General features: G+C 65.5%; 16 protein-coding genes. 13 read left to right on the forward strand and 3 right to left on the reverse strand.

What is annotated here, in order from left to right; all coding sequences use genetic code 11:
• Window positions 1–95: 95 nt before the first annotated feature.
• From PE058_RS17810 to PE058_RS17820, 3 genes are all read left to right on the forward strand, one after another.
• Window positions 96–809: a phosphatidylserine decarboxylase gene (locus PE058_RS17810; protein WP_020085148.1), complete on the forward strand. Its 714-nt coding sequence runs from the start codon at window positions 96–98 to the stop codon at window positions 807–809.
• Between the two features lie 74 nt (window positions 810–883).
• Window positions 884–1,861 carry a CDP-diacylglycerol--serine O-phosphatidyltransferase gene (pssA, locus tag PE058_RS17815; RefSeq protein ID WP_271028992.1) on the forward strand — a complete coding sequence of 326 codons (978 nt, stop codon included), beginning with the start codon at window positions 884–886 and terminating at the stop codon, window positions 1,859–1,861.
• Window positions 1,862–2,006: 145 nt separating this feature from the next.
• Window positions 2,007–3,791 carry a hypothetical protein gene (locus tag PE058_RS17820; RefSeq protein ID WP_271028993.1) on the forward strand — a complete coding sequence of 595 codons (1,785 nt, stop codon included), beginning with the start codon at window positions 2,007–2,009 and terminating at the stop codon, window positions 3,789–3,791.
• A gap of 19 nt (window positions 3,792–3,810) precedes the next feature.
• Here the strand turns inward: PE058_RS17820 and PE058_RS17825 are convergent, their stop codons facing one another.
• Window positions 3,811–5,904: an ATP-binding protein gene (locus tag PE058_RS17825; protein ID WP_271028994.1), complete on the reverse strand. Its 2,094-nt coding sequence runs from the start codon at window positions 5,902–5,904 to the stop codon at window positions 3,811–3,813.
• A gap of 20 nt (window positions 5,905–5,924) precedes the next feature.
• Complete coding sequence (locus PE058_RS17830) at window positions 5,925–6,809, reverse strand: sensor histidine kinase (protein WP_020085144.1); 885 nt, start codon at window positions 6,807–6,809, stop codon at window positions 5,925–5,927.
• 196 nt (window positions 6,810–7,005) lie between these two features.
• On the opposite strand from PE058_RS17830, the gene PE058_RS17835 reads away from it, so the two are divergent.
• On the forward strand, window positions 7,006–8,082 hold the full coding sequence (locus tag PE058_RS17835) for a hypothetical protein (RefSeq protein ID WP_271028995.1): 1,077 nt from the start codon (window positions 7,006–7,008) through the stop codon (window positions 8,080–8,082).
• A 52-nt stretch (window positions 8,083–8,134) separates the two neighbouring features.
• On the opposite strand, the gene mscL is transcribed toward PE058_RS17835, so the two are convergent.
• The gene (gene mscL, locus PE058_RS17840) at window positions 8,135–8,521 is read right to left on the reverse strand and encodes a large-conductance mechanosensitive channel protein MscL (RefSeq protein WP_020085142.1); all 387 of its coding nucleotides are present in this window, start codon (window positions 8,519–8,521) and stop codon (window positions 8,135–8,137) included.
• A 200-nt stretch (window positions 8,522–8,721) separates the two neighbouring features.
• Here mscL and PE058_RS17845 point away from each other — a divergent pair, with 200 nt between their 5' ends.
• From PE058_RS17845 to PE058_RS17885, 9 genes are all read left to right on the forward strand, one after another.
• Entirely contained in the window at window positions 8,722–8,982 is a 261-nt protein-coding gene (locus PE058_RS17845; protein ID WP_020085141.1) for a DUF4212 domain-containing protein, read from the forward strand.
• Between the two features lie 65 nt (window positions 8,983–9,047).
• Window positions 9,048–10,880: a solute symporter family protein gene (locus PE058_RS17850; RefSeq protein ID WP_020085140.1), complete on the forward strand. Its 1,833-nt coding sequence runs from the start codon at window positions 9,048–9,050 to the stop codon at window positions 10,878–10,880.
• Between the two features lie 53 nt (window positions 10,881–10,933).
• Entirely contained in the window at window positions 10,934–11,902 is a 969-nt protein-coding gene (gene pip, locus PE058_RS17855) for a prolyl aminopeptidase (protein WP_020085139.1), read from the forward strand.
• Window positions 11,903–12,031: 129 nt separating this feature from the next.
• Window positions 12,032–12,664, forward strand: coding sequence for a response regulator transcription factor (locus PE058_RS17860; RefSeq protein ID WP_020085138.1), 633 nt, complete (start codon window positions 12,032–12,034; stop codon window positions 12,662–12,664).
• Window positions 12,665–13,080: 416 nt separating this feature from the next.
• Window positions 13,081–14,283: an aminotransferase class V-fold PLP-dependent enzyme gene (locus tag PE058_RS17865; RefSeq protein ID WP_020085137.1), complete on the forward strand. Its 1,203-nt coding sequence runs from the start codon at window positions 13,081–13,083 to the stop codon at window positions 14,281–14,283.
• Window positions 14,284–14,422: 139 nt separating this feature from the next.
• Window positions 14,423–15,379, forward strand: a complete 957-nt coding sequence (locus tag PE058_RS17870; protein ID WP_020085136.1) for an HpcH/HpaI aldolase/citrate lyase family protein — start codon at window positions 14,423–14,425, stop codon at window positions 15,377–15,379.
• Window positions 15,380–15,418: 39 nt separating this feature from the next.
• Entirely contained in the window at window positions 15,419–16,588 is a 1,170-nt protein-coding gene (locus PE058_RS17875) for a malate--CoA ligase subunit beta (protein ID WP_020085135.1), read from the forward strand.
• 12 nt (window positions 16,589–16,600) lie between these two features.
• On the forward strand, window positions 16,601–17,497 hold the full coding sequence (sucD, locus tag PE058_RS17880) for a succinate--CoA ligase subunit alpha (RefSeq protein WP_020085134.1): 897 nt from the start codon (window positions 16,601–16,603) through the stop codon (window positions 17,495–17,497).
• 198 nt (window positions 17,498–17,695) lie between these two features.
• Entirely contained in the window at window positions 17,696–20,539 is a 2,844-nt protein-coding gene (locus tag PE058_RS17885) for a phosphoenolpyruvate carboxylase (protein WP_271028996.1), read from the forward strand.
• The last annotated feature ends 18 nt before the right edge of the window (window positions 20,540–20,557 follow it).

The raw sequence follows: 20,557 nt of genomic DNA on the forward strand, positions 1-20,557 counted from the left end.
CGATATTCTGCGGCGGACCGGTCCCCGGCCCGCCGCTTTGTGGTAATTTTCTCCCGCGCGGCTCGTGCGCGCTGGATGAGGGATCAGGAGGACGAATGTCCGATCGGCATTCATTGCTCGACACTATCACCGACAGCCTGGCGCCTGTGCACCGCGACGGTCACAAGTTCATTGTCATCGGCCTCGTCGCAACGCTGCTGCTGTTCTACATCTGGCCTGCGCTCGGATGGATCGCAGCGCTGATCACGGGCTGGGTGATCTACTTCTTCCGCGATCCAGATCGCGTGACGCCGCTGCGCGAGGGGCTGATCATCGCGCCGGCCGACGGCAAGGTCTCGCTGATCGAGAAGGTGCGGCCGCCCGCCGAGCTGGGCCTCGGCGACGAGGAGCGCGTGCGCATCTCGATCTTCCTGTCCGTATTCGACGTTCACATCCAGCGCGCGCCGCTGGCGGGCCGCATCATCCGCTCGCTCTACATTCCGGGCGCATTCCTCAACGCCGCCCTCGACAAGGCGTCCGAGGAGAACGAGCGGCGCACGATCGTGATCGAGACGCCGACGGGAACCAAGGTCGCTGTCGTGCAGATCGCGGGCCTCGTCGCGCGCCGCATCGTGACGCTGGCGGCCGAGGGCGACAACATCGGCGTCGGCGAGCGGTTCGGGCTCATCCGGTTCGGGTCGCGCGTCGATACCTATCTGCCGGTTGGTGCGTTCCCGGCGGTTGCCGTGGGACAGCGGGCCATCGGCGGCGAGACCGTGCTTTCGGACCTGCGCTCGACCGAGCCGGAACGCGAAGCACGCCGTCACTAAGTTCGTTGGACGTGAGGCTTGCTTCGGGCCCGCTGGGTCCGAAGCGCTCACTGACCGGAGCGAGGAGGGCTGACATGGATCCGATCGTACCGCAGCTCGAGAAGGAAACGCGGCGCAGGCGCAGGCGGCGCATGTTCAGCCACGCGCGCATCCCGGTGCGCATGATGGTGCCGAACTTCTTCACTCTGCTGGGGCTATGCGCCGGCCTCACTTCGATCCGCATGTCCATCGAAGGACGCTACGACTTCGCGCTCGCGGCTATCGTGTTCGCTGCGCTGCTCGACGGGCTCGACGGGCGCATCGCGCGCCTGCTCAAGGCGTCCTCGCGGTTCGGCGCGGAGCTCGACAGCCTCGCCGACTTCGTCAACTTCGGCGTGGCGCCCGCCATCATGATCTTCACGTGGGGTCTCGGCGATCACAAGAGCCTCGGCTGGATCGCGGTGATGCTGTTCGCGCTCGCATCCGCGTTGCGGCTCGCGCGCTTCAACACGCTGATCGACGACGAGCGGCCGAAATGGCAATCGGACTTCTTCATGGGCGTGCCTACGCCGGCCGCCGCCATCCTGGTGCTGCTGCCGATCTATCTCGGGCACCTCGGCCTCGATCTCCGCTCCTCACCGGTGCTGCTCAACCTCGTGCTCGCCTACACGATCCTGATCGGCGTGATGATGGTCTCCATCATCCCCACCTACTCCGGAAAGCTGCTCGGCGAGCGGATCGTGCGCGACTGGGTGCTGCCCATCTTCATCCTCGCCATGACGCTGGTGGCCTGTCTCGTGACCTATCCGTATGCCACGCTGACGATCGCGACACTGCTCTACCTGGCGGCCATCCCGATGACGTGGAAGCGCTTCCGGAAGCTCGAGCAGCTCAACGCCGCAACGGCCGGCGGCGGCGCTCCGCAGCCGGCTCCGGCCGCGTCCCGGCCGAGCGAGGCGTCACCCGCCGCCCCGGACGACGCCGAGGCGCGTGCGCAGGACGCCTCCAAGCGCGGCCCCATCGGAGAAGGCGCGCGCGTCGTCGAAATCCGGCCTGGCGAGCAAAAGCGATAGCCGATCTGCACGCGGCCGTTGCGCCGATGCTACGCCCCGCTTCCTGCCGGCGGTGCCTCCAAGCTTGCGCCGCGACATCCCGGCCGCTTTCCCCTAAAGTCCGCCCGTTGGGAGCAAGGTACTCGTACCCAGGGGGTGTTGCGTCATGGCCGAAGCCGCATCGAAGCCGACCGGAAGCTGGCGGCGGCGTCTCGACTACATCTTCGGGCGCAACACGCTGATCGGCGTCGCCTCTCTGATGCTGCTGTTCCTGTCAGGCTATGCGACCTGGCACGGCATGCGGGATTTCATCGTCGGCGTGTCGGCCACGCCCACCGGCCCCGAGCCGGGATCCATGTCGATCCCGAACGACATTCTCGTCATCGGCGTGGTGGTGTCGCTCACCTTCCTCATGTGGCTCGCACTGCGTGAAACCTTCGGGGCGGGTCGCGACTTCAGCGACCGCGTCATCATGTTCGTGCTCTACGTCTTCCTCGCCATCTGGTCGATCGGCTTCGGCTACGGCTTCTGGTGGAGCCTGATCTCCGGGCAGGAGGCGACGCGCACCGGACTCTCGGGGCTGCAGGAGGATGCGCGCGACGCGAGCGCGGTGGTGGCCGCGCGCCTCGACGCCGTCCGCTCGCAGCTCGACAACGTCGTCTCGTGGTCGGAAAGCCAGATGGCACGCGAGGAGACGAGCGGAGGAAGCTGCGGCACGGCTTCGGGCGCAGGACGGGGGCCGCTCTACAATGCGCGGCGCGGGGTGCGCGATTCCGTGGCCACGCTGCGCGACGGAATGGTGCGGAGCTGGCTCGAGCCGGTGCAGGCCGAGGTGGAGCAGCTCCGCCAGAGCGCGCAATCGCTTGCTGGCGCCAGCGTCGAAGAGCGGCAGCGCAATTTCGAGACCATGGCCTCGCAAATCCGAGGCTCGGCCCGCAACATCGCGGCGCGCTCGAACGAGCTCGGAAAATCGACGGCCGCCGAGATGCGGGCACTCGCGGAAACGGTGTCCGTCGCGCCGGGACAGCCCGGCTTCTCATGCTACGATCCGACGCTCGCCCAACGCCTCACGCAGGCCGCCGACCAGGCGGGTCAGCCCGCGGATGTAAAGCTGCGCGATGCCGCGTTCAGCGAAGGGCCCGCGGGTGTCGCGAACGCGGTGAAGAACCTCTGGAAGAACATCGGCGCGTATTCGTACAGCCTCGTGCATTACGTGGTCACGCTCGGCTCGGAGCCTGCGACGACGACGGAGGCGGGCGATCCGATCACGGGGCGCGACCTTATCGCGCTGCTCGCCTCGATCGGCATCGACTTCGGTCTTCTGGTGCTCGCCATTCTCAATCCTCCGGCGCGGCGGCCGGAGATGGCGGGCGACAAGCGGCGCGAAATCCAATCCGCGATCGCGACCGCCATTGCGCGCGCGCCAGACGCGGACATCGAATGGGTGCGCCGCCATTTCATCTATCACAAGACGCACTCGTATCTCGTCATCCCGAACCTCTACAGTTGCGACACCGAGACGGAAGGCGCAAAGGCGCTGGCGATGAACCAGCTCGCGGGCGTGCTCGACGATCTCGATCTCGTGGAATGGCCGAAGCCGGGATGGGGCCCGCTCAAGAAGAGCGAGCTGCAGAAACTCAAGGACGAGGAGGCCGAAGGCAGCGATACGGACCTCACCGCCGTTCGCAAGGCTTGGCTGGACAAGCACGGCAAGACGAGCGGGCCCGATGCGGAGGCCCGTGATGCGGCCGTGCGCGATGCAGCGCCTCTCCGCAATCACGGCCTCTTTTCCAAGGCGGAACGGGCGCTCACCATCGCCGGATGGGGCGAAAGCGCGCGGCGCGACGTGGAGGTCTATCGCCTCGTGGATACGGAAGGGCTGACGCCGATTCTCGACGTGCTGAACGATTGGAGAGACGGCCCGGCCGACACCCGCAAGACAGACGCGTGAGGGTTTTCCAGGCCGCTGATCAGCGGGGAATGGTGGGCTTCAACAGGCGTTCCCTGAGCGCGAGCCGAGGGTTGCTCGGTGCGGAGGCGGCATCTGCCTGAGACGGAGACGGCGGCTCGTTGCGCGACAAGAAGCCGGACGATGCCGGCGCGGTGCGCGGAACGTCCGACGGCGAAAGCGGCCGGCGCAGCTCCACACGCGGGGCGGCCATGGGCTCGCGCGGCGCGCTCGCGACCGGGTGCCCCTGAGGCTCCGGCGCCGGAGCGCGGCGCGTATCGAACTCGTGGCCCTGCCGATCGACGTGGGTTCGCTCGGGGGCGGGTTCAGGCTGGGCTCTTTCAAGACCGAACCGCTCCGTGAGCGCGGGCTCGGCGCGGCGCGGCAATCCAACGGATGCCGGAAGGCTGACGGATTCGGCGAAGAGCTGGGCCTGGCTCGCAGCGTCGAGCTGTCCGCACACGCCGGCTGCGCGCCAGCGCTCGACGACCGCTTCGAGGAACGCCTCGTCGCCGAGCGACTCCTGCCATTTCTCCGAGAAGCGCGCCGTCGTGGAGCGCGGAAGCGCATTGGCGGGCAACTCGTCGAACTTGATGCGCACGGGGATCGGCACGCCGTCGCCGAAGGCGATGGCCTCGCGTGCGCCGAGCGCGGGAAGGAACTCGATCATGCCGGTGCCCGTATCGGCGACTGCGGACTGCACGATCGCCTGGTCACGCTCGTTCGACATGCGGAGCGCGAACACGGTGTTGCACTGGGAAAGGATGGTGGGGTCGATCTCGGCGGGACGCTGCGTCACGATGCAGAGCGAGGCGCCATACTTGCGGCCTTCCTTCGCAATCTTGGCGATGGCCCGCTTGCAGGGCTCGAACCCCATCTGGGAATTGAGAGGGACGTAGCGGTGAGCTTCCTCGCAGACCACCGTGACCGGCACCTTGCCTTCACCCCACAGCGCGAAGTCGAACGCCATGCGGCAAAGCACGGACACGACGACGTTGACGACCTCCGGCGGCAGTCCGGTCAGCTCCAGAATGGTGATCGGCTTGCCGTTCACGGGCACGCGAAAGACGCGGGAGAGCACCTGCGCCATGCCGTCGTAGACGGTGACTGAGCCGAACATGAAGGCGTAGCGGCCGTCCTGAACGAAGGTCTCGATGCGGGTCTTGAGCTGGCGATAGGGCGCGAGATCCCTGCGGTTCTCAAGCTTGCCCATGCGCTCGTCGATCAGATTAGTGAGATCGGAGATGCGGTAGGGAACCGGCGTATCGACGGTGAACTTGCTGCCGTCGAGCCCGGGCTTGCGCAGCTTCTGCGGATCGCTGTTGCGGCCGGCGCTGTAGCGGGCCTTCGCGAGCGGGATCAGATCCTGAAGGATCTCGATCTCGCCCTTGCGCTCGGTGTCGCCGACGAGAACCTCGACCGCCTCCTCGAAATTGAGAAGCCAGAGCGGGAGCTGGAGCGTGCGGGGCGAAATGACCTCGGCGCGATTGCCGAATGCGGTGGCGTACTCGTTGTGGGGATCGAGCAGAACGATATGGGCGTTCGGATTGCGCTCGAGGATGGCGCGCAGGATCAGCGCCGTCGAGCAGGACTTGCCTGTGCCGGTGGTGCCGAGGACGGCGAAATGCTTGCCCAGGAGATCGTCCACGCGGATCATCGCCGGAATGGCGCTGTCCTGGCGGATCGAGCCGATGCGCACGCATTCCTTGTCGTTGCCGGCATAGGTGAGCTGAAGCTCGTATTTGGTGGCAAAGCGAACCCGGTCTCCGAGCGTCGGATAGGTGGTGGTGCCGCGATTGAAGCCGACGGGGCGGCCGTCCGGCGCCTTCTTCAGCTCGCCCACGAGGCCGAGCTCGGCGATGCGGATCTCCTGCTCGGTGCCATGGGCGGGAACGGGAACGCTCAAGGCCGACACGGTCGCGAGCACGGTCGTCGCACCGGCGTCGATGGCGAGAAGCGTCCCCATCTCCGGGCGATCAGCACGGCTCTTGGGATCGTTCTCGTGCGTGACGTCGAGCAGCAGAATAGCCTTCGAGCCCGTGACCGAGGCGATGCGGCCGATCGAACGCGGCAGCACGTGGTACTGGGGTTCCTTTGGTGTGGCCGCGGATTGCATAATCTTGCTCTACTCGATGATTAAACGACGGCGCCGTTGCCGAACACGGCATCACGTCCGCCGAGGGGCGAAACCTGATGGGCCGGCGGAAACGTGACGGTTACGTCGGTTCCCTTATCCTTGACGCTGGTGATCACCAGCTCGCCGCCGTGCAGCTCAACTAGGGACTTGGCAATGGTGAGGCCCAGTCCGGCGCCCTCACGCCAGCGGGTGCGTGCGCCATCGACCTGGCCGAACGGCTCGAGCGCGATGCGGATCTCATCGGGTGTCATGCCGATGCCGGTGTCGCGGACGGAAATCATGACGCCGCCGTTGCCTTGCGCCAAAGCCTCGGCGGTGACCGTGCCGCCGCGCGGGGTGAACTTCACGGCGTTGGAAATGAGGTTCTTGAAGATCTGGGCGAGCTTGTCGTCGTCGCCACGGATCGGAGGGATCGAGAAGGCCGCGCGCGTCGAAAGCTCGACGCCGGCTTCCGCGGCAGCCGGTGCCGCCTCCTCCATGCAGTCGCGCAACACCGCGCCCACGTCGACCTCGAACGCATCGAGCGCGTAGGTGCCGCTGCGGAGCTTCGAGATGTCGAGAATGTCGTTGATCACAGTGAGAAGCCGCTCGGCGGAATCCTGGATCAAGCCCGCGTATTGAACGATGTCGGCGTCGGAGAGCTTGCGCTCGCCGTGCTGTCGCAAAAGCTTCGAAAAGCCCAGAACCGTGTTGAGCGGCGTGCGCAGCTCATGGCTCATGTTGGAGATGAATTCGGATTTGACGCGGTTGGCGAGCTCCGCCTCCAGGCGAGCCTGACGTTCGGCAATACGAGTCCGCTGGCGGAGCACCGCGTCGCCGATCAGCGCCGAGTACTCCTGCAGCAGTGTGTTCGTCTTGCTCTTACCAACGCCACCAGGGAGCATGTCGAAGGAACGCCAAACCTTTCAATCGTGTTCGATACGGTAGTATCCATTGGATAAGACGTGGTTAATTGGCATCTATCGTCGGAAGACACGGTAAGGGGGGCCTGTTCCGTGGCTCCGGGCCGTTGTTTTCGGGCCTGGGTTAGGCTTTGATGCAGCCCAATCGCAGCCTGGACAGCAGACTGGAGACTGGCCGATGGATCGTCGTGAGTTCCTCATCACCAGCGGTGGCGCCGCAGTTGCAGCCGCATCTCCGGCCGTTGCCCACGCCGAACAAGCGGCCTCCCCGCCTGCCGAGAGGCTGACCGGTGGCGCGAGCCTCCTCAGGTTGTCGATGCCTTGGGCGGACACGCCTCAGGGGCCCGCAGACAGCGCCCGCCGTCTTGCTGCCCGTATCGAGGCCATGACGGCCGGGCGGTTCCGGATCGAGATTGCTGCCGGACCGGGCGGCCTCCAGGAGGAGGCCGATCTCGTGCACGGCACGGCCCACGATTTCTCACGCCTTCACCCTGCCTTCGCCTATTTCGCCGGTCTCCCCGGCGCGGCAGGGCTCTGCGCCGGGGATCTTGCGCACTGGATGACGGTGGGCGGCGGACAGATGCTCTGGGACGACCTTGCCGCGCAGCATGGCTGGAAGCCTCTGCTGGCCGGGCATTCGGGCGGTACCCCTGCGCTCTGGTCGCGCGATCCGATCATCGGCCTCGCCGACCTTTCGGGCCGGCGGGTAGCCGCGATGGGTCTCGGCGCCGACGTTGCACGCGCCCTCGGTGCCGAAGGCCATGATCTTGTGCCGGAGCGGGTGGCTGCTTCCCTTCAGGAGGGATCGCTGGACGCGGCCGAGGTTGGAGGGCCCGTCACCAGCCTTGCAAGCGGCGTCGCCCGGTCCGCCCGGTATGCGACGGGGCACGGTCTCAACGGGCATGGCACGGCGCTTTCTCTCAGCATCCGCCTTTCCGTCTGGAACGGCCTATCCGAGGCCGATCGCGCCATCTTCGCGGCGGCGGCGGGCGAGGAATACCAAGCCTCGCTGGCGGAAGCGCGCGTGCACGACCGGCTGGCCCAGCGGGTTCTCGAAAGCTCGTTCGGGGTTCGCTTCGCACCCTGGCCCGCCGAGATCGCGGAGGCGCTGGATCGCGTTGCAGAGGCGACGATCGCGCATGTGGCCGGCTTCGACGCCGACGCGGCGCGTATCGACCAGAGCTACATGGCTTTCCGTAGTGCGGTGCTCGGCTCGGAAGCTCCGCTGCGGCGCGCCTCGCCTCCCCTCGCCTGAGACGTCATCGGGTAACCGGCCGGACAGTCCGGCCGGCTACGCCTTCGCTTCGCTATTTCTTCACCAGCGCGTCGCGGATTTCGCGCAGGTAGATCTCCGACGGCGGCGGGGGCGGGGCCTCGGCCGCGGCGGGCTTCTTGAACTTGTTGATGGCGCGGATGAGCAGGAAGATTGCCGCCGCCGTGATCAGGAACTTGAGAACGGCGTTGAGGAAGAGGCCGTACTTGATCAGCACGCCGTCGCCCGTGGGGGTCGGGAGGGTGATCGCGAGGGCGCTGAAATCTATGCCTGCCAGGATATAGCCGATCGGCGGCATGATGATATTCTCGACCAGCGTGGTGACGATGGGGGAGAACGCGGCACCGATGATCACGCCGACAGCGAGGTCAATAACATTCCCCCGCATTGCAAATTCCTTGAATTCGGACAGTATCGACATCGTAGAATTCCTCTAGACACCTAAAATCCCGACTCGCTCTGAGCCGATGGCCGGATGCTAGGTGAGCAGTTGACCGAGAGCAAACAGCCAGTTGGTCTGAGGCCGGCTGATCCAATAGCGTCTTCAGGCCTCTGCCTCATTGGAACCACATCTGCCCCGCACCTGATGGCGGGACAGGAACGGGGAGACTGAACACCGTCATGATCGAACGGCGCGAGAGAAAACCCTACTGGCGGCACACGAAGTGGCAGATGCTCGCGAGCCTCTTGCCATTTCTCGCGGTGATGCTGGTGCTGCCGCTCTATGCGGACCGGCTGAACTCGTCCAAGTTCATGGGGTTCCCGCTCGGCTACTTCCTCAGCCTGCACGGGCTCGTGCTGATCGCCGTCGTCACGGTCGCGAGCTTCGTGAACCGGCAGGACGCCATCGACCACTGGCACGGCGCGCATGAGGATGCGTAGCGTGCGCCTCGCCCGACCGGCGCCCTCGCGGGCACGGGACATCGCTCGCATGGAGCGCTGAGGCCATGCCGTTCTCGCATCGGACCGGATACGTAAATCCGCGGCTCGGCACCTATTTCGGCATCTTCATGAGCGCGTTCGTCGCGCTCACGCTGCTCGTTCTCATCCTCGAGGGCCTCGGCGTTTCCGACAGCACGCTGCGGCTTGCCATGTTCCTCGGGCCGATCGCGTTCTACGCCATCATCGGACTGGCCGCCTACAGCAGCGAGCCGATCGACTATTTCGCGGCGGGCCGTCGCGTGCCCGCGTTCTATACCGGCCTTGTGCTCGCGCAGACGGCGCTCGGCGCGACGGGGCTCGTGGCGCTGACAGGCGCATTCTTCCTCATTGGGTTCGATGCGCTCTGCATCGTCATCGGCGGGTTAGCCGGCTTCGTGGTGATGGCCGTGCTGCTCGCGCCGTTCTTCCGCAAATTCGGCGCATTCACGGTGCCGAGCTACCTCGGAAAGCGGTTCGAAAGCCGGGCGCTCCGGCTGGTGGCGGGCGGCATTCTCGCCGTGCCGATGCTGCTCGTCATGGCGGCGGAACTCAGGATCGGCGCCCATGCGGCCGTCTGGTTCTATCCGATGCCGTCTGGGCTCGCGGTGATGCTGCTCGTCGCCGTCATCGTGCTGACGCTCGCGGCGGGCGGAATGCGGTCGTTCGCGTGGTCGTCGTCGGCCCAGAGCATCGCGGCGTTGATCGCCCTCCTGGTGCCGATCGCCATCGTCGGTGTGATCGTGACCAACCTGCCGCTGCCGCAGCTTTCGAGCGGACCGGTGCTGCGCATGATGGGACGCGCGGAAGCTGCCCAAGGCCTGCCCATCATTCTGCCCCCCGCGCTTGCCTTCGACATGCCGGGCGAGGGGCTCGCGCCGATTGCCAAGCGCTACTCGGACGCGTTCGGCAGCGTGGGACCGCTGGCTTTCGTCATCATCATCCTGACGCTGCTCTCGGGGATCGCGAGCGCGCCGTGGCTGTTGCCGCGCGTCGCGGGCACTCCCGGCGTGTATGAAGCCCGCAAGTCGCTCGGATGGGCGACCTTCCTGTTCGGCATCGCAATGCTGACGATCGCCTCGGTGGCCATCTTCATGCGCGACTACCTCACCGATCTCGTGACGGCGGTGGGGCAGGTGCGCTTTCCGGAGTGGTTCGACGCTTTGCGGGAGCGCGGCATCCTGAGCGTGGCCGGCGATGGCCGCCCCACGCTCTCGAGCTTCAACGTGAGCCGCGACGACGTACTCCTCAGTCTGCCCATCGCAGCCGAGATGCCGGCAGCGCTCGTCTATCTGGCGGCAGGAGGCGTGGTGGCGGCAGCGCTGGCGACCGCGGGGGCGGTGGCGCTCGCGCTCGGAAATATCCTGGCCGAGGACATCGTCTACGGGCTGAGCTGGTCGCCGGCACGGACGGGCCCACGCCTCATCGTCTCGCGGCTCGCGCTCGGAACGGCGGCGGCGGTCGCGGGACTGATCGCGCTTGCAGCCCCCACAGATCCGCTGAAGCTCGTGCTCTGGGCCGTAGCACTCACCGGCGCATCGACCTTCCCCGTGCTCGTGCTTTCCATCTGGTGGAAGCGCCTCAATGCCTTCGGCGCGGTCGCAGGCATGGCGACGGGGTTCGGCGTCACTGTGCTTGCCATCATCGCGGGTGAAGCGGGGCTCACCGGAACGGACAGCGCCCTCGCGGCGGCCATCGGGCTTCCGGCGGGCGCTGTGGCGACCATCGCGGTCGCGCTCGCAACGCCCGGCCCTCAGAAAACTCTGCTCGAGCTCGTGCGCGATATCAGAGTACCGGGCGGCGAAATCCTCTACGATCGCGAGATGCGCCACCAGCGGCGCAAGAAGGCCCAGCGCACCTAGCCGCCCTGCGGGGCCTTGCGCGCTCAGGGCACCGCAAGTGAATTGGAAAGCCGATGTCGTCCCGAGAGCGTCTTACACTCTATCCGCCGCGCGACCTGTTCAACGACGGGTTTCTCGAAACGGGCGACGGGCACACGCTCTATTACGCGGAGTGCGGAAACCCGCGCGGCGCGCCGGTGCTGATCGTGCACGGAGGGCCTGGCGGAGGGTGCAATCCCGCCATGCGCCGCTTCCACGACCCGAGACACTACCGCATCATCCTGCTGGATCAGCGCGGCTGCGGCAAATCCCGGCCCAACGCCTCGATCGAGAACAACACGACCTGGCATCTGGTCGCGGACATGGAGCGTCTGCGGCACCACCTCGATATCGAGCGCTGGCAACTGTTCGGCGGCTCGTGGGGCTCGACGCTGGCGCTGGCCTATGCCGAAACGCATCCCGCGCGCGTGACCTCGATGGTGCTGCGCGGCATCTTCCTGTTGCGCAAGAGCGAACTCGACTGGTTTTATCAGAACGGCTGCAGCCACCTGTTTCCCGAGGCGTGGGACGCTTTCGAGCGCATCATTCCGCCGGAGGAGCGCGGCGACATGATCGCGGCCTATTACAGGCGCCTCACCGATCCCGATCCGCGCGTCCACATTCCCGCCGCCGAAGCCTGGAGCGTGTGGGAGGGGACGACGCTTTCGCTCATCGAGGATCCGATCCGGGTGCGCTCGTTCGCCAATCCGGCCTATGCCCTCGCGTTCGCCCGCATCGAGTGCCACTACTTCTTCAACCGCGGCTTTCTCTCAGAGGACGGCGCTCTTCTGAAGCAGGCTCACAAGGCAGACGGCATTCCAGCCGTTCTGGTGCACGGGCGCTACGACGTGGTGACGCCTGTCCGTAATGCCTGGGACCTCAAAAAAGCGCTGCCCTCTGCCGAGTTGCGTATCGTAGCCGACGCGGGACACGCCATGACCGAGCCCGGCATCATCCACGAGCTGGTGCGGGCCACCACATCTTTTCGCGAGCCAGGCGCCTGAGATTGACCGGGGATCGCCCGCGGGCCGACGACTCATGCTTAATCCTGCGTACAGCTGACGCGCGGCCCATTCGCCATACCGGCGGTTCGCGCTGGCTCCGGCGCAGCTTGGGCGGATAAAGTAACCATCATGCCGACAGAGAGCCGCCGCAACATCGCCATCGCCGACAAGAACCCCGTCGTTCGCACGGGGCTCGTCGATATCATCTCGCGAGACGGACGTTTCACGGTGGTGGCCGCCGTCGCAACAGGGGCGGCCCTGCTCAACCTCATGGAAAGCCAGGCCGTCGACATCGCCATCATCGGCTGGCAGCTTCCCGACATGATCGGAGGCGATCTGCTGTCCGAGATCAAGAAACGCGACCTCTCAGTCCGCTCCATCGTCTACACGGGCGAGCCGGGCACCGAAGTGCTGCGCCGCACCATCAAGGCGGGCGCGTGGGGCTTCATGTCGAAGAGCGACGAGCCCGAGGTTCTGCTCGAGGCGATCTCGACCGTTTCGCACGGGCGTGTTTCGTTTCCGTACGTAGACATCGATGCAGCGAGCAAGGATCCGCTCGACGTGCTCACGGTTCGCGAGCGCGAGCTGCTCGCAGCGCTGGCGGACGGCTGGTCCAATCTTCAGATCGCGGCCCGTATCGGCATCTCGCGCAATACGGTGAAGTACCACCTGAAAAACCTGTACGATAAGCTCAACGTCAACAATCGCGCGATGGCGGTCGCGCTGTTCATGGCACGGCAATCCGTGCGCGATGACCGTTGATACTTCCCGCGTCTTGTCGGATAACCGGTTTGGGTTTCTGCTCGAAGCACTTAAGCCGCAGGGTGGGTAGGCCTAAAACTACCCAAGTGGGCAATTCCCACCGCAGGCAACACCGCTCATAAGCCTACCCAAGAGATTTTCTGACGTCGCCCCTCCGGGTGTTGTGCACCGTTAAGAGGATGCTTACGAGTTGCCTTCAAGGCGCTCAGCGCATCCAACCGGTAGCTCATCCGGAGACCAATCACGACGCACAGTGAACTCAACGCTCTCGCAATGAAGGACACGGACCTTTTTTGCGCGAGCCGCGCTAGTTTGACCTTTTTGCGCGACGCCCGGCCGCTATGGGCTGACGCTTCGCAACCAAGAAGCTAAGATTGGGGCAAAAAACTCGAAGCTCGACTCTGGAGGAGACGACTATGACCATGGTGACGCCGCACCTCTTCATTCCTGGCCCGACCAATGTTCCCGATGCCGTCCGCATGGCGATGAACATCCCCATGGAGGACATGCGCAGCCCCGAATTCCCGAAGTTCACGCTGCCGATCTTCGAGGACCTGAAGAAGGTCTTCAAGATGAAGGACGGCCGCGTTTTCATCTTCCCCTCGTCCGGTACGGGCGCCTGGGAGTCGGCCATCACCAACACCCTCGCCGTCGGCGACAAGGTTCTGATGAGCCGCTTCGGCCAGTTCTCGCTGCTCTGGGTCGACATGGCAGAGCGCCTCGGCCTCAAGGTCGTTCTTTGTGACGAGGAGTGGGGCACGGGCGTTCCGCTCGAGAAGTATGCCGACATCCTCGCCAAGGACACCGCGCACGAGATCAAGGCCGTGTTCGCGACGCACAACGAGACCGCGACGGGCGTGTCCTCCGACATCGCCGGCGTGCGCAAGGCGCTCGATGCCGCCAAGCACCCCGCGCTCCTCTTCGTCGACGGCGTCTCGTCGGTCGGCTCGCTCGACATGCGCATGGGCGAGTGGGGCGTTGACGCTTGCGTCTCCGGCTCGCAGAAGGGCTTCATGCTTCCGACGGGCCTCGGCATCCTCGCCGTCAGCCAGAAGGCTCTCGACGCCAACAAGAGCCTCAACGGCCGCATGAACCGCTGCTTCTTCTCCTGGGAAGACATGATCAAGACCAACGATCTTGGCTTCTTCCCCTACACGCCGGCCACGCAGCTCATCCGCGGCCTGCGCGCTTCGCTAAACCTGATCTTCGCCGAAGGCATCGATAACATCGTTGCCCGCCACACGCGTCTCGCCTCGGGCGTGCGCGCTGCGGTCGACGCCTGGGGCCTCAAGCTCTGCGCCAAGGAGCCGAAGTGGCACTCGGACACGGTGTCCGCGATCGTCGTGCCTGAGGGCATCGATGCCAACAACGTGCTGAAGACGGCTTACTACCGTTACAACACGTCGCTCGGAACCGGCCTCAACAAGCTCAACGGCCGCGTGTTCCGCATCGGTCACCTCGGCGCCCTCGACGAGGGCATGATCGGCAGCGCCCTGTTCAACGTCGAAATGACGCTCAAGGATTGCGGCGTGCCGATCAAGTTCGGCTCGGGCACCGGTGCTGCGGCTGAGTACTTCAGCAAGACGGCGACCAAGCCCGCTCTCTCCAAGGCTGCTTGATCTTCAAGGCGGCGCGCATCTCGCGCGCCGCCTTTCCTCAATCTCCACCACGCATCGACGTGTCCCCCGGTCTCGGGCCGTTTCGGACCGTTCCGCTTTCGTATCCAGAATAAACGTCTTACTCAGAGGAAACGCCCCCATGAGCTTCACTCTCTACCCCACGCGTAAGCAGCGCTTGCAGCGTTCGTATCTCGCCGTTCCGGGCTCGAACCCGACGATGATCGATCGCGCAATCAAGAGCGCCGCTGACTACGTGTTCCTCGATTGCGAAGACGCCGTCGCTCCGCCCGAGAAGGAGCAGGCCCGCAAGAACATCATCCAGGCCCTCAACGATCTCGACTGGAAGGGCGCTGGCAAGAGCGTCTCCGTCCGCATCAACGGCCTCGACACGCACTACATGTATCGCGACGTCGTCGACATCGTGGAGCAGGCCGGCTCGAAGCTCGACACCATCCTCATCCCGAAGGTCGGCGTCCCGGCCGACGTCTACACGGTCGAGTGCATCGTCAGCCAGATCGAGGTTGCCAAGGGCCTCAAGAACCAGATCGGCACCGAAGCCCTCATCGAGACTCCGCTCGGCATGGCCAACGTCGAGGCGATCGCGTCGGCCAACAGCCGCCTCGAGTCCATGCACTTCGGCGTTGCCGACTACTCGGCCTTCAACAAGGCCCGTACCGTCGTCATCGGCGGCCTGAACCCCGACTATCCGGGCGACCAGTGGCACTTCCCGCTGTCGCGCATGACGGTCGCCTGCCGCGCGTTCGGCCTGCGTCCCATCGACGGCCCGTTCGGCGGCATCGACGATCCGGAAGGCTATAAGGCCGCTGCGCGCCGCGGCGCCGCTCTCGGCATGGAAGGCAAGTGGGCCATCCATCCCTCGCAGATCGAGCTCGCCAACGAGATCTACTCGCCCACCGCGAAGGAAGTGGAGCGCGCCGAGCGCATCCTCGTCGCCCTCAAGGAAGCCGAGGCTCAGGGCAAGGGCGCTGCTTCGCTCGACGGCAAGATGATCGACGCCGCCTCAGAGAAGATGGCGAAGAACCTCATCGCCACGGCCGCCGCAATCAAGGCCGCGGAAGCAGCCCGCGCAAAATAAGAACAGGCAGCCTGCAGGAAACACCCAAGGAGGTCCGAAATGGACATTCACGAGTACCAGGCAAAGGAGCTTCTTTCGAAGTTCAACGTGCCCGTTCCGCGCGGTGGCCTCGCCTACAGCCCGGAACAGGCCGTCTACCGCGCCAACGAGATCGGTGGATCGCGGTGGGTCGTCAAGGCCCAGATCCACTCGGGTGCGCGCGGCAAGGCCGGCGGCATCAAGGTCTGCAAGTCCGATAGCGAGATCGAGAGCGCGGCCGAAGGCCTGCTCGGCAAGAAGCTCGTTACGGTGCAGACCGGGCCCTCGGGCAAGCTCGTCTCGCGCCTCTACATCGAGGAAGCGACCGACATCGACAAGGAGATCTATCTCTCCTTCGTGATGGACCGTGCCGCCGAGCGCATCGTCGTCGTCTCGTCGGCGGCTGGCGGCATGGACATCGAGGAAATCTCCCACAGCCAGCCCGACACCATCATCAAGGTGCAGGTCGATCCCGCGGTCGGCATGCAGGGCTTTCAGGCTCGTGAAGTCGCATTCGGTCTCGGCGCAGAGCCGGAGATCATCAGCAAGCTCGAGCGTGTCATCCTCGGCTGCTACCGCGCCTTCCGCGACCTCGACGCCTCGATGCTCGAGATCAACCCGCTCGTCATCACCAAGCAGAAGCAGGTCGTCGCGCTCGACGCGAAGATGAGCTTCGACGAGAACGCGCTCTTCCGCCGTCCGCAGATCGCGGAGCTGCGCGACAAGAGCCAGGAGGATCCGCGCGAGACCTACGCCAACGACCGCGGTCTTTCCTACGTCGGCCTCGATGGCGACATCGGCTGCATCGTGAACGGCGCCGGCCTCGCCATGGCCACGCTCGACATGATCAAGCTGGCCGGTGGCGAGCCCGCGAACTTCCTCGACATCGGCGGCGGCGCAAGCCCCGAGCGCGTGACGAAGTCGTTCAAGGCGGTGCTGCGCGACAAGAACGTGAAGGCGATCCTCGTCAACGTGTTCGCCGGCATCAACCGCTGCGACTGGGTGGCCAAGGGCGTCGTCGACGCCATCAAGGAGCTCGACATCAAGATTCCGATCGTCGTGCGCCTCGCTGGCACCAACGTCGAGGAGGGCCGCAAGATCATCGATCAGAGCGGCCTCACCATGATCAGCGCGGAGACGCTGGCAGACGCCGCGAACAAGGCTGTGTCCGCAGCCAAGAATGCCGCGTAGGGAGGAACGAGAATGGCCATCTTCATCAACGAAAATACGCCGATCCTCGTGCAAGGCTTTACGGGGCGCATCGGTACTTTCCACGCGCAGGAGATGATCGACTACGGCACGAACGTGGTCGGCGGCGTGACGCCCGGCAAGGGCGGCAGCACTCATCTCGGCCGTCCGGTGTTCAACACCATGAAGGGCGCCGTGGACGAGACCAAGGCGGAAGCCTCCATCGTGTTCGTGCCGCCGCCCTTCGCGGCGGATGCGATCATGGAAGCGGCCGACGCGGGCATCAAGTACTGCGTCTGCATCACGGACGGCATCCCCACGCAGGACATGATCCGCGTGAAGCGCTACATGCGCCGCTATAAGAAAGAGAACCGCATGGTTCTCACGGGTCCGAACTGCGCCGGCACCATCTCGCCGGGCAAGGCCATGCTCGGCATCATGCCCGGGCACATCTACATGCCCGGCCGCGTCGGCATCGTCGGCCGCTCGGGCACGCTCGGCTACGAGGCCGCTTCCCAGCTCAAGGCGCTCGGCATCGGCGTCTCGACCTCGGTCGGCATCGGCGGCGACCCGATCAACGGCTCGTCGTTCAAGGACGTTCTCGAGCACTTCGCCGAGGACCCCGAGACCGACGCCGTGATGATGATCGGCGAGATCGGCGGTCCGCAGGAAGCCGAGGCCGGTGAGTACATCCGCGACCACTTCAAGAAGCCGGTTGTGGCCTACATCGCGGGCCTTTCGGCCCCGAAGGGCCGCCGCATGGGCCACGCGGGCGCCATCGTCTCGGCGTTCGGCGAGTCGGCTTCGGAGAAGGTCGACATCCTGGCGAATTGCGGCGTCGCGATCGCTCCTACTCCTTCCGAGATGGGCGCGACGGTGCAGAAGGTCCTGGCAGCGCGCAAGGCCGCGTAGGGCCCTGCGCTTACGTGCTCATTCCTGAGAAGCGGTTCCCACTTCTCAGGATGCACTTTAGGTCAGAGCTGGCGCTGCGCCCGATGGCAGATCCGGCTCAGACGACCCGGCGGTCCGAAAGGCCGCCGGGCCCCTCTCCCTGCCTTGGGACTCTCGAGATGCGAGCCCCGCTATTCCGGGGCGGATGTGGAGAACACGATGTCAAACAAGCCGTCCCCCGGCTATTCCAAGATCGACGAAACCGCCCTTCGCGCCGAGCTCAAGGCGCTTCGCTCGCAAATTCCCGATCAGCCGACGCTCAATCCGATCGTGGCGATCGCCTTCGACCTTTCCAGAAAGCTCGAATCCGGCGCGATCAGCTTCGACGATCTCAAAACGCTCGCAACGCGCCTGATGGACAGCGCCTGCATCCACCGCGCGCTCCTGCTCAAGGAGCAGATCGGCGTGGAGAGCGAGGCTGCAACCCGCAAAGAATTCTCCGACTTCGTGGCCCAGACCGCAGCGGGCAAGGATTTCGAGGCATTCAAGGCGCGCTTTGCCCGCGCCCGTAACGGCATTGTGTTCACCGCGCATCCGACGTTCGGACTGTCGGAAGCCCTTTCGAACCGGATGGCCGAGATCGCCATCTCCGGCTCGGCCGAGGGCCAGACCATCGGGCTACCGCATCGCCCCGATCCGAACCTGACGCTCGAGTACGAGCACGCACGCGTCCAGAGCGCGATCCGCAGCTTGCGGGATGCCTATTTCGACCTCCTGACCGACTTCTTCGACACCGCCTACGCGAGCTATGGCGCCCAGGCGCTCAAGGCCGACCCGCAGCTCGCAACGTTCGCGTCGTGGGTGGGATACGACCTCGACGGGCGTACGGACATCAAGTGGTCGTTCTCGTTCATCGTGCGCCTCAAGGAAAAGATGGCGGCGCTCGCGGACATCCGTGAGCGCTTTCTCGCGCTGAAGCCCCTGCTCGGCGAGGGCGGCGAGATTCAGCGGCTCACGCGCCAGATGACCGGCAAGCTCGATCTCGCGATCGCGGCAACGGAAGCGCAGATCAAAGCGCTGAGCGCCGTCGGCAAGGACGGGTTCACGCTGGCGCAGGCCGCAAACGTCATCACGCAAAGCGACGGCCACGCCATCACCAGTGCCAAGCCGCTGCTCGCGCTGTTCGAGCAGATCGTGGACACGGTGGAGGACAAGAAGGCCAAGGTCGCCGTGACGGCGCTCGCCGGCCTGCTGCGCGCCACTGGCCTCGGCATGAGCCACATCCACGTGCGCGTCAACGCGGTGCAGATCAACAACGCGTTCCGCGCCTTCGTGCACGAGAGCTGGACGCGCAATCTCACGGAGCGGCAGGCGCAGGCCCGCATCGTCGAGATGATCAACACGGTGAAGCCGGAGGATGTGAACTTCGAGACGCTCGATCTCGAGAACGCCACCGCGATCCGCCAGTTCGCGATGGTCGCCCAGATCGCCAAGCACCTCGACGCCGACACACCCATCCGCTACCTGATCGCGGAGTGCGAAAGCCCGGCCACGATCCTGATCGCCGTCTATTTCGCCAAGCTGTTCGGCGTTTCGGAGATCGTCGACATCTCGCCGCTGTTCGAGACGCCGGCCGCGCTCGAGACCGGCCCGCGCCTCATCGAGCGCCTGCTGTCGACCGACGCCTATCGCGACTACGTCTCGAAGCGCGGCCGCCTTGCCGTGCAGACCGGCTACTCGGACGCGGGCCGTTTCATCGGCCAGATCGCGGCCGGCCTCGCGCATGAGCGCCTGCATCACGGACTTGCGGAAGTGGTGCGGAAGGCGAACGTTCCGGGCGTCGAGACGCTCATCTTCTCCACGCACGGCGAAAGCATGGGCCGCGGCGCGCATCCCGGCCCGCTCCGCCGGCGCCTGCGCTACGTGTTCCCCGGCGAATCTCGCTGGCGCTTCTTCCGGCATGGCCTGCCGGTGAAGCACGAGACGAGCTTCCAGGGCGGCGACGGCTATCTCTATTTCGCCAACCGCCTGTTCGCACAGCGCGCGCTCGCCACCATCGTCATGAGCGGCAAGGACCCGGGCGAGGGCGAGGATCCGTTCTACACGGACACCAATCTCGCGCTCGACTTCCAGCTCCGTCTTCGCGACTACCAGCAGGAGCTCTTCGCGCATCCGGGCTACCGGGCGCTGCTCGGCGCGTTCGGCGCGAACCTGCTGTTCAAGACGGGCTCACGCCCGGTCAAGAGGCAGGGCGAGCATCACTCCGATCGCGGCGATCCCGCCCGCATGCGCGCCATTCCGAACAACGCCATCCTTCAGCAGTTCGGCTATGTGGCGAACGTGGTGGCCGGGCTCGGCGCGGCAGTGGGAAGTGATCGCGAGCGCTTCGTCGAAATGGCGAAGAGATCGCAGCGCCTGCGTCCGTTGATCGAGATGATCGCGCGTGCCAAGCAGCTTTCGAGCCTCAACGCGGTCGGCGTCAACGCCATCGTATTCGATCCCGGCTTCTGGGCGCAGCGCGCTTCCTGGGCACGGGAGCCGCATCTCGACGGCGCCTTCAAGTTCCTGGCCGAGCACCTGCTCGACGACGACCGGGCCCAGAAGATCAACGGCCTTGCCCACTATCTTCGCCTCGACGCCATCGAGTTGCATGGCATTCTGGAGGAGATCGGCCTCGAAGGCGGCAAGCTGCCCGACGATCATCGCATGGAGCTCGATCTGCTTCAGGCGATCCGCGCGGCGCTGATCATGCGCATCTTCATTCTCACCGCGCAGCTTCCGCGCTTCACGCCGACCAACGAGGTCACCCACGACCAGATCATTCGGCAAGCTCTCGGGCTCGAGATCCCCGAGGTGATCAACGTGGTGCGCCAGGCGTTCCCGCGGCGGGCCTCGGGCGCTTACGACGACGCCGCCTTCAACGAAAAGGCGACGTATCTTCCGAAGGGCATCGACGACTACGGCCGCATTGAGACGGAAATCCTGGAGCCGATGGAGAAGGCCTACGAGCTCGTGCGCGAGATCGGCACGGGCATCTCGCACCACTGGGGCGCATTCGGCTGATGCATCCCGTTACGGACA

It is taken from the genome of Hyphomicrobium sp. DMF-1 (assembly GCF_027886585.1).
GTDB lineage: Bacteria > Pseudomonadota > Alphaproteobacteria > Rhizobiales > Hyphomicrobiaceae > Hyphomicrobium_C > Hyphomicrobium_C zavarzinii.

Coding starts and splice junctions, on each gene's coding strand:
- PE058_RS17810 (WP_020085148.1), top strand. CDS start 96: ATGTCCGATCGGCATTCATTGCTCGACACTATCACCGACAGCCTGGCG.
- pssA (WP_271028992.1), top strand. CDS start 884: ATGGATCCGATCGTACCGCAGCTCGAGAAGGAAACGCGGCGCAGGCGC.
- PE058_RS17820 (WP_271028993.1), top strand. CDS start 2,007: ATGGCCGAAGCCGCATCGAAGCCGACCGGAAGCTGGCGGCGGCGTCTC.
- PE058_RS17825 (WP_271028994.1), bottom strand. CDS start 5,904: ATGCAATCCGCGGCCACACCAAAGGAACCCCAGTACCACGTGCTGCCG.
- PE058_RS17830 (WP_020085144.1), bottom strand. CDS start 6,809: ATGCTCCCTGGTGGCGTTGGTAAGAGCAAGACGAACACACTGCTGCAG.
- PE058_RS17835 (WP_271028995.1), top strand. CDS start 7,006: ATGGATCGTCGTGAGTTCCTCATCACCAGCGGTGGCGCCGCAGTTGCA.
- mscL (WP_020085142.1), bottom strand. CDS start 8,521: ATGTCGATACTGTCCGAATTCAAGGAATTTGCAATGCGGGGGAATGTT.
- PE058_RS17845 (WP_020085141.1), top strand. CDS start 8,722: ATGATCGAACGGCGCGAGAGAAAACCCTACTGGCGGCACACGAAGTGG.
- PE058_RS17850 (WP_020085140.1), top strand. CDS start 9,048: ATGCCGTTCTCGCATCGGACCGGATACGTAAATCCGCGGCTCGGCACC.
- pip (WP_020085139.1), top strand. CDS start 10,934: ATGTCGTCCCGAGAGCGTCTTACACTCTATCCGCCGCGCGACCTGTTC.
- PE058_RS17860 (WP_020085138.1), top strand. CDS start 12,032: ATGCCGACAGAGAGCCGCCGCAACATCGCCATCGCCGACAAGAACCCC.
- PE058_RS17865 (WP_020085137.1), top strand. CDS start 13,081: ATGACCATGGTGACGCCGCACCTCTTCATTCCTGGCCCGACCAATGTT.
- PE058_RS17870 (WP_020085136.1), top strand. CDS start 14,423: ATGAGCTTCACTCTCTACCCCACGCGTAAGCAGCGCTTGCAGCGTTCG.
- PE058_RS17875 (WP_020085135.1), top strand. CDS start 15,419: ATGGACATTCACGAGTACCAGGCAAAGGAGCTTCTTTCGAAGTTCAAC.
- sucD (WP_020085134.1), top strand. CDS start 16,601: ATGGCCATCTTCATCAACGAAAATACGCCGATCCTCGTGCAAGGCTTT.
- PE058_RS17885 (WP_271028996.1), top strand. CDS start 17,696: ATGTCAAACAAGCCGTCCCCCGGCTATTCCAAGATCGACGAAACCGCC.